This window comes from Paenibacillus sp. LHD-38, from assembly GCF_031157315.1.
Classification (GTDB): Bacteria; Bacillota; Bacilli; order Paenibacillales; family Paenibacillaceae; genus Pristimantibacillus.
The window spans coordinates 166,225-180,958 of the sequence record NZ_JAVIFU010000001.1; the positions used below are offsets into that span (position 1 = coordinate 166,225).

At 39.0% G+C, this 14,734-nt stretch carries 13 protein-coding genes; 12 read left to right on the plus strand and 1 reads right to left on the minus strand.

From position 1 onward, the window contains the following. Positions 1-97: 97 nt before the first annotated feature. Positions 98-2,359: an O-antigen ligase family protein gene (locus tag RCO25_RS00740; RefSeq protein ID WP_308994243.1), complete on the minus strand. Its 2,262-nt coding sequence runs from the start codon at positions 2,357-2,359 to the stop codon at positions 98-100. A gap of 526 nt (positions 2,360-2,885) precedes the next feature. Between RCO25_RS00740 and RCO25_RS00745 the strand changes: the two genes are divergently transcribed. The 12 genes from RCO25_RS00745 to RCO25_RS00800 all read left to right on the plus strand — a co-directional run bounded on the left by RCO25_RS00745 (position 2,886) and on the right by RCO25_RS00800 (position 14,731). After that, positions 2,886-3,671, plus strand: a complete 786-nt coding sequence (locus RCO25_RS00745; RefSeq protein WP_308994244.1) for an ABC transporter permease — start codon at positions 2,886-2,888, stop codon at positions 3,669-3,671. 10 nt (positions 3,672-3,681) lie between these two features. Further along, the gene (locus RCO25_RS00750; RefSeq protein WP_308994245.1) at positions 3,682-4,425 is read left to right on the plus strand and encodes an ABC transporter ATP-binding protein; all 744 of its coding nucleotides are present in this window, start codon (positions 3,682-3,684) and stop codon (positions 4,423-4,425) included. A gap of 20 nt (positions 4,426-4,445) precedes the next feature. Beyond that, positions 4,446-5,321 (plus strand): glycosyltransferase family 2 protein, encoded by an 876-nt coding sequence (locus RCO25_RS00755; RefSeq protein WP_308994246.1) that lies wholly within the window; start codon positions 4,446-4,448, stop codon positions 5,319-5,321. 1 nt (position 5,322) lies between these two features. Further along, positions 5,323-7,560, plus strand: coding sequence for a glycosyltransferase (locus tag RCO25_RS00760; RefSeq protein WP_308994247.1), 2,238 nt, complete (start codon positions 5,323-5,325; stop codon positions 7,558-7,560). Positions 7,561-7,630: 70 nt separating this feature from the next. Further along, positions 7,631-8,098, plus strand: a complete 468-nt coding sequence (locus RCO25_RS00765) for a hypothetical protein (protein WP_308994248.1) — start codon at positions 7,631-7,633, stop codon at positions 8,096-8,098. A 21-nt stretch (positions 8,099-8,119) separates the two neighbouring features. Then, positions 8,120-8,863: a sugar phosphate nucleotidyltransferase gene (locus tag RCO25_RS00770; protein ID WP_308994249.1), complete on the plus strand. Its 744-nt coding sequence runs from the start codon at positions 8,120-8,122 to the stop codon at positions 8,861-8,863. Between the two features lie 15 nt (positions 8,864-8,878). Then, positions 8,879-9,442, plus strand: a complete 564-nt coding sequence (rfbC, locus tag RCO25_RS00775) for a dTDP-4-dehydrorhamnose 3,5-epimerase (protein ID WP_308994250.1) — start codon at positions 8,879-8,881, stop codon at positions 9,440-9,442. Positions 9,443-9,445: 3 nt separating this feature from the next. Further along, the gene (gene rfbB, locus RCO25_RS00780) at positions 9,446-10,468 is read left to right on the plus strand and encodes a dTDP-glucose 4,6-dehydratase (RefSeq protein WP_308994251.1); all 1,023 of its coding nucleotides are present in this window, start codon (positions 9,446-9,448) and stop codon (positions 10,466-10,468) included. Between the two features lies 1 nt (position 10,469). Beyond that, positions 10,470-11,318 carry a dTDP-4-dehydrorhamnose reductase gene (rfbD, locus tag RCO25_RS00785; RefSeq protein ID WP_374992037.1) on the plus strand — a complete coding sequence of 283 codons (849 nt, stop codon included), beginning with the start codon at positions 10,470-10,472 and terminating at the stop codon, positions 11,316-11,318. 8 nt (positions 11,319-11,326) lie between these two features. Next, positions 11,327-12,271 carry a glycosyltransferase family 2 protein gene (locus RCO25_RS00790; protein WP_308994252.1) on the plus strand — a complete coding sequence of 315 codons (945 nt, stop codon included), beginning with the start codon at positions 11,327-11,329 and terminating at the stop codon, positions 12,269-12,271. Between the two features lie 92 nt (positions 12,272-12,363). Then, on the plus strand, positions 12,364-13,770 hold the full coding sequence (locus tag RCO25_RS00795) for an undecaprenyl-phosphate glucose phosphotransferase (protein WP_308994253.1): 1,407 nt from the start codon (positions 12,364-12,366) through the stop codon (positions 13,768-13,770). After that, entirely contained in the window at positions 13,760-14,731 is a 972-nt protein-coding gene (locus tag RCO25_RS00800; protein WP_308994254.1) for a glycosyltransferase family 2 protein, read from the plus strand. Before RCO25_RS00795 ends, RCO25_RS00800 begins: the two co-directional genes overlap by 11 nt. The last annotated feature ends 3 nt before the right edge of the window (positions 14,732-14,734 follow it).

Consider the following 14,734-nt stretch of genomic DNA (forward strand, 5'->3'; position numbering starts at 1 on the left):
AACATGCCTTAAAACTTACTCATAAAAAGAAAGACTGCCTGCTGCGCACGGAATGTGCGAGCGGGCAGTCGATGGAAACATAGAAGAGGAATCATAGCTAGTTTGCAGCTGCTAGCTCTATCTGGGCGATAGCATTCTGAATAGCTGGAGTGAATGCAAAGGATCGTCCCTGCTGTTGTTCTGGCGGAAGAGCAGCAAGCTGCTCGATCCTTCTCTTTATTTCAGTAGAAAGTTCATTAATATGGTCTGCATATTCTTTAGCTTTTGTGTCATTTTTCTCCGTTGCTGCCGTCTGATTCGCTTTGGCGTAAGAGGTTATCGCAGCTTCATAAAGACCTATGTCCCAAGGGAATTTAGTAACGCCCTCATCGATAACCGCGAGAGATTCCTCGAAGAGGCCTTTCGCTTGCAGCACGCGATATTGGGATAAAAGGAGGGTGCGGTTATAAGGATCCGATTCCCTAGCTTTATTCAGCGTGCTTAATGCTTCATCAAGATAAGAAACCGTACTCGTCTGCGTATAAGCCTGCTCCAACCAATTCGCTTTCGTTAGTGAAAAGGTTGATTGCTCAGGCGATGCCGCAATGGCCTCATTAATCATAGGCAGAAGCTGGTCCAGTGAAGTTTGCTGCTGGACGGCTAACGTATAAACCTTATTATATTTTTGAAGGGCATTTTTTTCTAGAATAGCGACGACAAGCAGAAACAGAGACAATATGGCGAGAATCGACGGATATGCAATTTTTAGCCATGGACGATCTGCTTTCGTTTTCATACGTTCAATTGTAAGCTTACCGCTAAATGGGGCAAGCATGCAGCCGAGCGAGATAAAGACGATTGCGCTGATATAAATATAACTCATATCGAAATCGATCGCGCTGTGGACAAGAAGTGTCATTGAAAAAATAAAAAAGATGAAATGACTGCCTCGCAGTTCTGGGTAACGTATGAATGATCGGATGTATAAGCCATAAACGAACACTAGTAATGCTATTAAAGCGATTAATCCGATCCAACCGCTTTCTACTAGTATTTGAACAAAAAAGCTATGTGCTTGTCTGCTCCAATAAGGATTATTCTGATATTGCTCGAACATCGCTTGCCAAGCACCGCCGCCGCCGCCTAACAGCGGATAATCCTCCGCAAAATGGAGACCATCCTTGTAAAAGGTTAAGCGCTCGAGCACGCTGTGCTGCTGAAGGTTAATGTTCTCAAAGCGAGCAGCAATTTTATCCGGGAGCAACCCACGAATGGCACTGCTGCCGAGGATGCTGCCAGCTGCAACGGTTGCTAGAATGATCGTGGCGACAGGTACAGCTGCAAAGGACCATTTATAGGTAGACAACTCCACCAATTTTGTTTCCAGAAGAGAGCCGACCTTGGTATGATAAAGCATGATTAGTCCGGTTGTAACGATAATTCCTAGAAGAAGGAGTCCCCAGCTTTGCAACGGCAATGAGCTGAACAGGGAAATCGGGCTTTGCGCTTTCGTTTCTGTCGGCTGAACCAGCTTAGAGATCGCATCAGCATTCGTTGTAAGCTTACCTAATATCGCCATGGAAACAAGTGCGGATAAACCCATAAATATGATATATGCGATTTGTTTCGATAAGCGCAGGAATGGCAGCAATAGGAGTGTCATCACAGGAATAACGATAATTGCGCCTCGTGAATAGGTGAACATGAATGAAATCCAGATCGGTACAAGCATAGCAGCGTGAATTATGCGTGCGGAAGGACGTATGCAGTGCGCAGCGTAGTATAGACTGACCAAAAACAATGCGGCCAAGAAGCCGGCATAAGTATTTGAATATTGGAATACGGATGCGAGTCGATACCCGTCGTGGGCGAGCCATAACGCATCCCTATAATAGATTTGTCCAAATAGATTGAGTAAACCAAACAGGACGATTAAATAGGATGAGAGCATGAGTGCATACTCGATTGTTTTACGAGTAAGCTTAGCCTCTGCAAGATAGAGACTGGATATAAAAAGAGCTGCTAGAAGAAAAAATACGAGTGTCATGAACTTCGCGTAATAACTAGAAACCGCTTGGAACGAAGAAAGCCAATAAATGAAAGGAAGGATCATGACGGCAATCGACAAAATTCCTCTATAGCTGCCGTGCTGTGACTTGCGATAAACAAATAAAGCCGTAACAAGCAGCAGTACAAATCCGAAAATGACAGCTCCATAAATGGCCCCATCAAAGCTCAATTCATAGCCATTAAACAATCCCTGCTTGTAGGGGAAAATAACTAAAAATAGGGCAATTCCAATCGTCCCTATCCACTTTAAAAGCGTTAAATCAGCGGCTGCAGCCGGCGTACTGCTTTTTGATTTCTTTTGTGCGCTCATGCATATATACTCCTCATCCATCATTATGTAGATCTGAAACGGTTAGCTCCTGTTTGTATTTTAGCAAATGGTGGAATGGATTACTATAATGGAAAGTTTTAAATTGTATGTATTTAACAAATTTACGGGGGTTGAGAGGGTGTCGAATAGGTGGCGATTTCGGGGAGATTCTACATTTTATCGAGTTTTGGAGACACAATTAGGTATGAATATGGGAGGAACTTTGGTAAGATAACTAGGGTGTATTGAGACATTTTAAGAAGATCTTTTTATGATAGATTTTTCTGTACATGATTTATTTAGGGAAGCTGATCTTTTAAATATTTGAATGTTTTAGGAGTGTGTATAATGCTTCAATTGGATAGTATCGAAAAAATATTTTTGAATGCGTACTTATATTTAGTTTGGTTTTTGTTTTTAATAAGTTTTAAGCGTTTTGCATCTATCAAGCGATTTATTTTGCTATTAAGATATTGCGTTCCAAATTCATTACAATTAACAGTAAGCATGAAATAGGAGTGTAAACATGAATGAAATTAGAAATAATCTATTAAATTTTTTGAAATATAAAGATCTATTATTTCTGCTTGTCGCGAAAGATATTAAGATCAAGTATAAAAGATCTTTTTTGGGAATTCTATGGAGTTTACTCAATCCATTGCTAACAATGGCAATACTAACCTTGGTGTTTAGAGAATTATTTCGTTTTAATATTGAATACTTCGCAGCTTATGTTATCAGTGGTCAAGTGCTTTTTTCTTTTTTTTCAGAGTCGACTTCACTTGCGATGTCTTCTATCTATTCTTCGGGTCAAATCATAAAGAAAGTGTATATTCCTAAATATATATTTCCTTTATCTAAGGTACTATACTCATTGGCCAATATGATGTTTTCATTTGTTGCCGTAATTATTGTTTGTATAGCAACAGGAGTCGAATTGCATTTCACGGTAATATACAGTTTTTTATCCATTATTTACGTTGCAATTTTCAGTGTTGGTGCGGGATTAATTCTCAGTTCAGTAGTAGTTTTTTTTCGAGATATCGAACATATATATGGGGTTTTCATTGCTGCTTGGATGTATGCTACTCCTATAATTTATCCAATGAATATTATGCCTGACAAATATATGTTCTTATTTTATTGTAATCCAATGTATTATTTTGTGACACATTTCAGAGAAGGACTTCTTTATGGAAATGCTCCTGTGTTTGAACTCAATGTTCAATGTCTAATATATTCGCTTGGTACTTTTATTATTGGACTATATGTGTTTAGGAAAAACCAAGATAGATTTATATTATACATTTAAGGAGTTTAGTATGACTAACAAAGAAATTATTGCAAATATTGAAGATGTTTCTATGCAATTTAATTTATCTAATGAAAAAATCTCAACAATGAAAGAATATTTTATAAGAAGATTAAGGGGAAAGATATCATATAATGAGTTTTGGGCGTTAAAGAATATTAGCTTTCAGATTAATCGCGGTGAGTTATTCGGAATTCTTGGTCTTAACGGGGCGGGGAAAAGCACTTTGCTTAAAATTATTGCTGGTGTGTTAAAGCCTACATATGGCAGTATTTCGGTGAAAGGAAAATTAGCACCATTAATTGAACTTGGCGCTGGTTTTGATGCTGAACTTACAGCGCGTGAGAATATTTTCTTGAATGGAGCAGTCCTTGGTTACAGTAAAAAGCAAATGAGAGAAAACTTTGATGAGATTGTTTCTTTTTCAGAGCTTGAGGAGTTTCTAGACGTTCCTATCAAAAATTTCTCATCAGGAATGTATGCAAGATTAGGCTTCTCGATTGCAACAGTAACAAAACCAGATATTCTTATTGTGGATGAAATATTATCCGTTGGTGATTTCAAATTTCAACAGAAATGTGAAAGTAAGATCAGACAAATGATAAGCGACGGTACGAGTGTAATATTAGTATCACATTCTCTTGATCAAATACGAAATATGTGTAGCAGGGGACTAATACTAGAAAAAGGAGAAATGGTAACTATAGGTGATATTGATGAAGTATGTAACTTTTATTATCAGAAATATAGTTAAATGTGGAGACGGGGAAAGATATGTATTTATACTATAAAGTACTTATGGTTCTAATACGTATTAAGTTATTTTTGTCAAAGAAAAATGTGATAAATAACGAGAAATGGTATACAAGGTGGATCGTTTCAAATGAGACACATTCGTCTACCATGCTTGCTGAAATAAATGAATCTCTAGAATATAAGCCATTAATATCAATTGTCTTACCAGTTTATAATGTCGATGATGTGTATCTAAAGGAATGTATTGAATCAGTAAGAAACCAATTATATCAACATTGGCAATTGTGTATTGCAGATGATTGTTCAACCTTTCCCCATGTAAGAAAAACACTCGAATATTATTGTGACATGGACGATAGAATTCAAGTTGCGTATAGGGATAAAAACGGTCACATATCTGCAAGTACAAATACGGCTATTAGTCTGGCTAATGGAGAGTTTATAACATTCCTTGATAACGATGATCTATTATCTCCTTTAGCTTTATATGAAATAGTAAAAACTATAAATGGGAAAGAAAATCAAGTGGATTTTCTTTACAGTGATGAAGACAAATTACTAAATGGAAAAAGAATAAGACCCTTTTACAAAAAAAAATGGAATCCAAAGCTGCTTCTGCATTTTAACTATATATGTCATATTGCTGTTTATAGAAGGGGTTTAATAGAGGAACTTGGTGGGCTGAGAGAAGGCTTTGAAGGTGTTCAAGACTGGGACTTGGCGCTTCGTGTTCTAAAAAAAACTGATAGAGTCACTCATATACCTAAAATTCTATATCATTGGAGAATAATTGATTCATCAACAGCATCCTCTGAGCGTGCAAAACCTTATGTTAAGAAAATGAAGAAAAAAGTAATAAAAAGCTATAAAGAAAATTATTGGCGGAGGGGATAAAATGGATATAGATATGTTAATAAAAAAGAGTGCGGCTACGCTGAAATATGAAGGTGTTGGTCCTTTTATAAAAAAAACATATTCCTATACAAAAAGGAAAATATCAGGTGTTACATTTGAAGTTAATAATTATAAAGACATTTTGTTTATTAATGGGTGTGGGCTTCCGCATCCTGCACGTTATAGGGTAGATCATCAAATTGAACAATTGCATTTTAATGGTTACTCTTGTGATTCTGTATTTTATGAAAATTTGTCTATAGAACAAGTAAAATACTACAGAGCTTTTATTTTTTTTAGATGTCCTCATACAGAAGTTGTTGAGGAGTTTATTAATAAGGCGAAATATTTCAATAAAAAAGTTTTTTTTGATATTGATGATCTTGTTATCGACGAAAAATATGTAAAAGAAATAAAATATCTAAAATCAATGAGTGAATATGAATATAATTTATATATAACTGGCGTAAATCGAATGAAAAGAACACTCGAATTGTGTGATTATGCAATAACAACGACAGATAGGCTTTCCAAGGAATTAAACCACTATGTACCAGAAGTGTTCATTAATCGGAATGTAGCTTCTGAGAAAATGGTGGAGGTATCCCTAAAAGCGCTTGAAAAAATGGAAGGATTAGATTCCAAGTCTGAAAAAATAATTTTAGGCTATTTCAGTGGAAGTATAACGCATAATGATAATTTTAATTTAATTCTACCAATAATCAAGAAGATTTTTGAGGAAAAACCGAATGTCTATTTGAAAGTTGTAGGCATTCTAGATATTCCAACTGAGTTGGAAACCTTTAAGAATCGTATACTAACAGAGAAATTTATGGATTGGACTAAGCTTCCAGAAGTTATCGCTAGTGTGGATATTAATATTGCTCCTTTAGAAGAAAGTATATTTAACGAAGCAAAATCGGAAAATAAATGGGTCGAAGCTTCATTAGTAAAAGTAGCTACTATTGCAAGTAATGTAGGTGCTTTTAAAGATATGATTACAAATGGTGAAACAGGGCTTTTATGCAATACGACTGAAGAATGGGAAGCAGCCTTAAGGCTGCTGGTTGATAATAAGAGTTTTCGTAAAATCATTGCATCAAATGCTCACAAAGAAGTATTGGATAATTGTGTAACTGCGTATACTGGGTATGAATTATTTGATTTTATAGAATCGCGATTGAACGATAACATATGTTTTGTACTACCATCCACACAAGTTAGTGGAGGTGTAAATGTCGTAATTAAACATTGTAATATATTGAGAAATGCAGGATTAGATGTTCTTATTCTCTCGATGGGGGAGGAACAAACCAATATTATAAATAACGATGGAGAAATAAATGTTATTTCCCATCATAAGTCTGCTCTCCATGCCTATTTAAGAAAATGTGTAGCATCATTATGGACAACTGTTTCTTTTGTTAATACATATTCTAAAATTAAGGAAAAATATTATTTAGTTCAAGGTTTTGAAACCAATTTCAGTGATTTTGGTAATGTAATGAGAATTTGGTCTAACCTTACATATAACTCATTTAGTAATATGAAATATCTAACTATTTCAAAGTGGTGTGAAAATTGGTTGAAGAAAAAATATAAAAAGGAAGTTTTCTTTGCACGTAATGGCTTGGACCTTTCTTTGTTTTTTCCTGTCGAAAAGGATTTTACGAACAAAATAATAATTCTAATCGAAGGAAATGGTAATAATCCTAATAAAAACACAGACGAAAGTTTTAAGATAACGAACAAATTAGATCCGAATAAATACGAGATATGGTATCTTTCAAATGACGGTAAACCAAAAGATTGGTATAGATATGATAAATTCATTAATAAGGTTCCATATGTCGAGGTAGCTGAAATTTATCAAAAGTGTCATATACTTTTAAAATCAAGTAAGCTAGAGAGCTTTTCTTATCCTCCATTAGAGATGATGGCCACAGGTGGGATAGCTATTGTAGCGCCAAATGAAGGGAATATCGAATACTTAGAAAATAATGTGAACTGTTTATTATATGAGCCAGGAAATATTGAAAAAGCAGTTGAGATGATTACGCTAGTAACAACTGACGATGCACTTAGAACTAGAATTATTAAGGAAGGAATAATTACAGCAAAAAGTAGAAGTTGGACGATATTAGAGGATGAGATATTAAATCTTTATAATGTTAATAGAAAAAATAATAACGGAGAATCCGAATTCTATGAAACTAAAAAATATCAAATTGCTAAGTAAGTTTATATTATTAGTCATATTATGTATAACGTTCTATGTGTTTTTTGGAAATCTAGGGAAGATTCGGATTATGATTGATCAGACGAATGACACTGAAACGATTGGTGAGATTTTTAAAAACTCAATTGTTAATCAAACCTTTGTTTCAGAGCAGAATAATATAAATGGTATTTCTATTAAATTGGCAACATTTACTCGTGTGAACAAAGGTCATATAATTATTGGCTTAGAAGATTCGAATTCTGGAAGGACAATCTATGAGTCTAAGGTTAATACAGAGAGTATAAGTGATAATGATTATTATAAAATAAGGTTTCCACCAATTAAAAATTCAAATGGTAAGAAATATAATATCTATATAAAATCACTTGATGGTATTCCAAACAATGCGATTACACTTTATACGAGCAAAAATGACGTATATTCAAAAGGTAGCTTTTATATTAATGGGGTAATGAAAAACGTGGATGCCACATTTCAGGTTGTTTATAATAAATCAATATTTAACTACCTTTTGGATTTTAAAAGCTTTTTATAATAATCATCGTGGGAGGTTAACATGAAAGGTGTAATTCTAGCAGGCGGGACAGGCTCCCGTCTATTTCCATTAACTAAAGTAACAAATAAACATTTACTTCCTGTCGGGAGGTATCCAATGATCTTCCACTCTATTGCGAAGCTTAAAGAATCAGGCATCATTGATATTCTCATTGTAACTGGTAAAGAACATATGGGCGATGTTGTCAATTTACTTGGAAGCGGTACAGAGTTCGGCGTATCATTTACATATAAAGTTCAAGATGAAGCTGGAGGTATTGCGCAGGCACTTGGATTAGCTCAGAACTTTGTTAATGGCGATCAAATGGTCGTCATTTTGGGCGATAATGTTTTTGAATATAGTATTGTTCCGTTTGTCAGCAATTTTAAAAAGCAGAATACAGGAGCTAAAATACTTATTCAAGAGGTTCACGATCCTCAGCGTTATGGTGTGCCTGAATTGAATGGTGGGAAAATTGTCTCTATTGAAGAGAAACCTAAGCATCCAAGGAGCAATTTTGCTGTTACAGGTATATATATGTATGATAGCAAAGTTTTTGAAATAGTAAAAACACTCAAGCCATCCGGCCGAGGTGAACTCGAAATAACGGATGTGAATAATGCATATATTGATGCAAATGAGCTCAGTTTCGATATTCTACAGGGTTGGTGGACAGATGCGGGTACTCATGCCTCATTGACTAGAGCGAATGAGCTCTCGAAGGACTTAACGTTCGGTGAGGAATTTGGAAAACTAAAATTATAATAGAACAGGTGACCTATGAAAATAATAGTTTCTAAGCTTCCAGGCGTAAAACTGATTGAACCTGCTGTTTTTGGCGATCACCGTGGCTTTTTTATGGAAAGCTATAATGAACAAGTGGCTCATGAGAATGGGATTCCACATGCTTTTATTCAAGACAATCACTCGTTATCTGTAGAAGCGGGAGTACTTCGCGGCTTGCATTATCAATTATCACCAAAAGCACAAACGAAGCTGGTTCGTGTTACTTCAGGTGCTATTTATGATGTCGTTATGGATATCCGCAACGGCTCGCCAAGTTTTGGACAGTGGCAAGGCTTCATTTTAAGTGCGGCAAACAAAAGACAACTACTTGTACCTCAGGGATTTGCACATGGCTTCTGTACACTAGTTCCGAATTGTGAGGTTCAATACAAGGTTGATGCGCTTTATTCCCCCGAACACGACAGAGGGATTGCTTGGAACGATCCCGCGCTAGCGATCGACTGGCCGACAACCAAACCGATACTTTCAGATAAGGATAACAAGCATCCAGTGCTGGCTGACGCGGAAATCAACTTTGTTTTTGAAGGGGGAGTTTGATTCATGAAATTACTAATTACCGGCGGTGCCGGGTTTATTGGCAGTAACTTCGTTTTATATATGATTCAAAATTACCCGAGTTACGAAATCATAAATGTTGACGCACTGACATACGCAGGCAATCTCGAAAATCTGCGGTCCATAGAGCAGCATCCTAACTACACATTTGTAAAAGCTGATATAGCGAAGCGGAGTGAATTAGAGCCCATATTCCAAAAAGGAATCGATGCAGTGATTAACTTTGCAGCGGAATCGCATGTTGATCGCAGCATTTTACATCCGGAGATTTTCGTGCAGACGAACATTCTAGGTACGCAAACACTGCTTGACCTCACAAAGCAATATAATGTTACCAAATTCGTGCAGGTGTCTACCGACGAGGTATACGGTACGTTAGGCGAGAGCGGGCTCTTTACCGAAGATACGCCAATTGCTCCTAATAGTCCTTACTCGGCTAGCAAGGCAGGCGCAGATTTGCTTGTTCGTGCCTACCATGAGACCTTTGGACTAAACGTCAATATTACGCGCTGCTCTAATAATTATGGTCCTTACCAATTCCCGGAGAAGCTTATTCCATTAATGATACAGAACGCGCTACAAGATAAACCGCTTCCTGTTTATGGCGATGGCCTGAATGTGCGCGATTGGCTGTATGTAGAGGATCACTGCAGTGCTATTGATCTGGTTCTGCATAAAGGCCGCATTGGTGAAGTTTATAACGTAGGAGGACGGAATGAGCGGAACAATCTTCAGGTGGTCCGTACAATACTTGAAGAGCTTGGAAAACCCGAAACACTAATCTCCTATGTGAAGGACCGCCTTGGGCATGATCGCCGCTATGCCATCGATGCAGACAAAATTCGTAATGAGCTAGGCTGGCGGCCGAAGTTTAATTATGAGGACGGAATCAAAGAAACGATTCGTTGGTACCTCAGCAACACCGAATGGATGGAGCAGGTAGCTTCAGGTGTATATCAGCAATATTATGATATCCAATACAAGGATCGCCTGGAGGCGAACGAATAACATGTCTAAATTGAAGATCATAATAACAGGCGCGAACGGACAGCTCGGACGCGAATTGGCCGAGTGGACGACAGAAACAGCCGAAATCATTGGATTTGGCCGTAATGAACTGGATATTACAAGTCTGCCAGCATGCCGCAATATATTTACGCTTCACCAGCCTGATGTCGTTATTCATTGTGCTGCTTATACTGCAGTAGATAAAGCCGAGTCCGAACCGGATGAGGCCTTTCGTGTGAATGCGTCGGCAACGCGTAACGTAGCAGTTGCTTCACGTGAAGTAGGCGCTAAGCTTTGTTATATAAGCACGGATTATGTATTCGATGGCACGGGTACAACACCTTACAATGAATATGATCAAACGAATCCTAGAACCGTCTACGGGAAGTCGAAATATGCAGGCGAACAGCTGGTTCAGACGCTGCACGATCGATATTACATCGTGCGGACATCGTGGGTTTTTGGGAAATATGGCAATAATTTTGTGAAAACAATGCTTAAAATGGCAGGGGAACGCGACCAGCTTAAGGTGGTGGCGGATCAAATCGGATCGCCGACCTATACCTATGATTTATCAACATTTTTAATTGAGCTTGTACAAACGGAATATTATGGAATCTATCATGCATCTAATAGCGGAATCTGTTCTTGGTATGATTTTGCCAAAGCAATCTTCGAGGATAGTGGTTCAAACATATTACTAGAACCTTGTACAACGGCTGATTTTCCTAGGCCGGCGCCTAGACCGGGATATTCGGTCATGGATCATTCTGCTATTCGCAGTAATGGTCTTAACGTACTACGGCCTTGGCGAGAAGCGTTAAACCACTATCTAAAAGACAGTGAGTGATAAAAGTTATGCCAACCGCAAGTGTTTGTATCGTAACTTATAATAGCGCGAAAGATATTGAGAGCTGCTTAGAGGCTGTTTTGAAGCAAACCTTCCCGGTTGAAAGCATTGTCGTAATTGATAATGCTTCAACTGACGGAACGGCAGAGCGTGTAACGCGATACTCGAAGCAGGTGCAATTCATAGCGAATGAAGTGAATAACGGGTTTGCCGGAGGCCAGAATCAGGCTATTCGTCAAACCCGTTCGGATTATGTACTCGTTTTAAATCCAGATGTAACAATAGAACCTAATTATTTATTTGAGATTATTAGTTTTATGGAACAAGACAAAGCGGTTGGGAGCGCGACTGGCCAGCTTGTTTTTTCGTCAAATAAGGATGTAATGGATAGCGCGGGTTTAGGCATGAAACGAACGAGAAACGTTTTTGACCTTGGCGCAGGAGAGCCTGTTTCTAATTGGAATTCGAAACAAGCTGTATTCGGCGTGTCGGGTGCTGCGGCAGTATACCGAACAACAATGATAAGGGATATTGAATTCGAAGGCGAATTTTTTGATGAGCAATTTTTTGCTTATAAGGAAGATGTTGATGTTGCTTGGCGAGCTCAGACGCTTGGCTGGAAGTCATATTATTTTCCTTCGGCGAAAGCAGTACATCATAGAGGTTGGAAGAAGGGGGGGCGTAGCAGCATCCCACTGTTCGTGAGACAGCATTCCTATCAGAATCGTTTTTTTACTCTTTTGAAAAATGAATCGATAGGCTGGCATTCCATAGTAATAGGACCGTATATTTTAGCGACTGAGGTTATTAAGCTTGGTTATATCGTATTGAGAGAGCCGGGTCTTCTTCATTGCTGGCCAACTATTCTCCGCTCATTTCCGAAAATGCTCAAGAAACGCAGATGGGTTAAGACTAAAGCCAAACAAAATAAAGGTAAATCCAAATCAATTTAAGGATTGGAAAAATATAGGGTACTGCTTGCGTTCTATCTTTGGTAAAATGCAGATAGAGTCGAAATCTAAGAGAATGAGGGTGGAAACGGCGAATGCTAAGGCAAAACCAACGGTTCCTGACACAATTGTATATGTTGGCTGACCTATTTTGCGCATTTGTCGTATTTATGGCAGCGTATTGGCTTAAATTTTATAGCGGTCTGCTGCCCAGCTTCAACTCGGTTTCGTTTTCTACTTACTTGCTGTGGGGGACGATTTATTCCTTCTCCGCGGTTCTTATCGGATTCTATTTTCAGTTCTACTCACCCAAGCGACGAAAAAACTACTCCTATGAAGTGCTGCGAATTTTACAGATCCAAACGATAAGTTTTCTAGGGTTGCTCAGCTTGTTTTTCTTCACTCGTGAAGTACATATTTCCCGGGAATTTTTAGCGATCTTTTTTGTAATGAATTTCTTTGCCATTACAGTCTATCGATACTGGGTAAAATCGATCCTCGCATCGTTCCGCCGTAAAGGCTTTAATAAACGTTTTGTTCTAATTGTCGGCGCCGGGTCCGTGGGCCGCAGCTTTTATACCAATTTACAGCAGCATCCTGATCTTGGCTATGAGATAGTTGGTTTCCTCGACGATTATCAAACGGAGCATGCGCCGGAGCATCAGCATATGAAGCCGATTATCGGCATGCTAAATGATTTAAAGATGAAGCTGGAGAAGGCTCCGATTGATGAAGTAATCATTGCGCTGCCTCTCGAGGCACACACGAAATATGCCGAGATCATTGAAGTGTGCGAACGTACTGGCGTAAAAACACTTATTATCCCAGATTTCTTTGATCTACTGCCTGCGAGGCCTTTCTTTGATAACTTTGCAGGTATCCCTCTTATTAACGTTAGGGATATTCCGCTGGATGAGCTAAGCAACCGCATACTCAAACGTTGGTTTGATATCGCTTTTTCAATAGCGGCAATCATGATAACCTCGCCGATTATGTTGTTTACCGTTATTGCTCTTAAGCTGACCTCTCCCGGTCCGATTTTGTTCAAACAGGAGCGAATGGGGCTTGATCGAAAGACCTTTTACATGTTTAAGTTCCGCTCCATGCATGTTTCGGCTGATTCGGTATCGGATACGCAGTGGACGGTTCAGAATGATCCGCGCCGAACCAAATTCGGCAGCTTCCTAAGGCGTACAAGCCTGGATGAGCTTCCACAGTTTTTCAACGTGCTGCTTGGACATATGAGCGTTGTAGGACCGCGTCCTGAGCGTCCTTATTTCGTTCATCAGTTTAAAGAAGAAATTCCGAAATACATGATTAAGCACCAGATTAGGCCTGGGATAACCGGCTGGGCACAAACGAATGGATTACGAGGCGATACCTCGATAAGAGACCGCATTAGATTTGATATTTTCTATATCGAGAACTGGACGTTCTTCTTTGATATCAAAATTATTTTCAAAACGGTTCTGAAGGGCCTGATTAACAAAAATGCTTATTAACAGCAAAGCAGTATGCCGAGTATCCGTTATTATTCCTACATTAAACGCAGGTCCGGACCTAAAAGAGCTGTTCAAGAGGCTGCAGCAGCAGTCTCTTCCCCCTTACGAAATCATCGTCATAGACTCCTGCTCGGATGATGGAACGGCGGAGCTGGCGCGTGAGGCTGGCGTACAAGTACTATACGTGCTGCGAAGCGAGTTTGATCACGGCGGTACACGAAACCGCGCTGCTCAGCAAGCCAAGGGTGACATTTTGATGTTTATGACTCAGGATGCGATGCCTTATAATGAAAAGCTCATCGAGGAGCTGACGAGGCCGCTCATCGCAGGGGATAAGGCTGTTTATGCTTATGCCAGACAGCTTCCAAGGCCAGGAGCGAATGAGTTGGAGCGCCTTGCTAGGCAGCATAACTATCCAGCTGAGTCCAAAATGAAGTCCTACGAGGATTTGGATGAGCTCGGGCTTAAGACGTTTTTTTGCTCCAACGTTTGCTCAGCCATTCGGCGCGAGGTTTTTGAAGCGATGGGCAGTTTCCAAGAGCCGGTTATATTTAATGAGGATTTATTTATGGCTGCGAAATGCATCTTAAACGGCTATCGGGTAGCTTATTGCGCTGATGCTGCTGTTTTTCATTCGCATGATTATTCCGTTGCGGAGCAATTCAAAAGGTATTTCGATAACGGGATCTCCATGCGCTGCAACACCTGGATTACGCCATACAGCGCAGTCGGCAAGGCAGGTTCGAACCTCGTGAAGCTGCAGCTGAAGGAGCTGCACGTAACCCGTCAATGGCAGCTTATACCGTTGCTTGTTGCGGAATCTGCAGCGAAGCTGCTTGGTTACAAGCTGGGCATGAATTATCGTTTGCTTCCCGCATTTATTACGAGAAGATTAAGTATGCATCGCCTTATCCTAACTCATATCGAGAAGCAATCCCCGGGAATTACAATGAGGCAATAATCA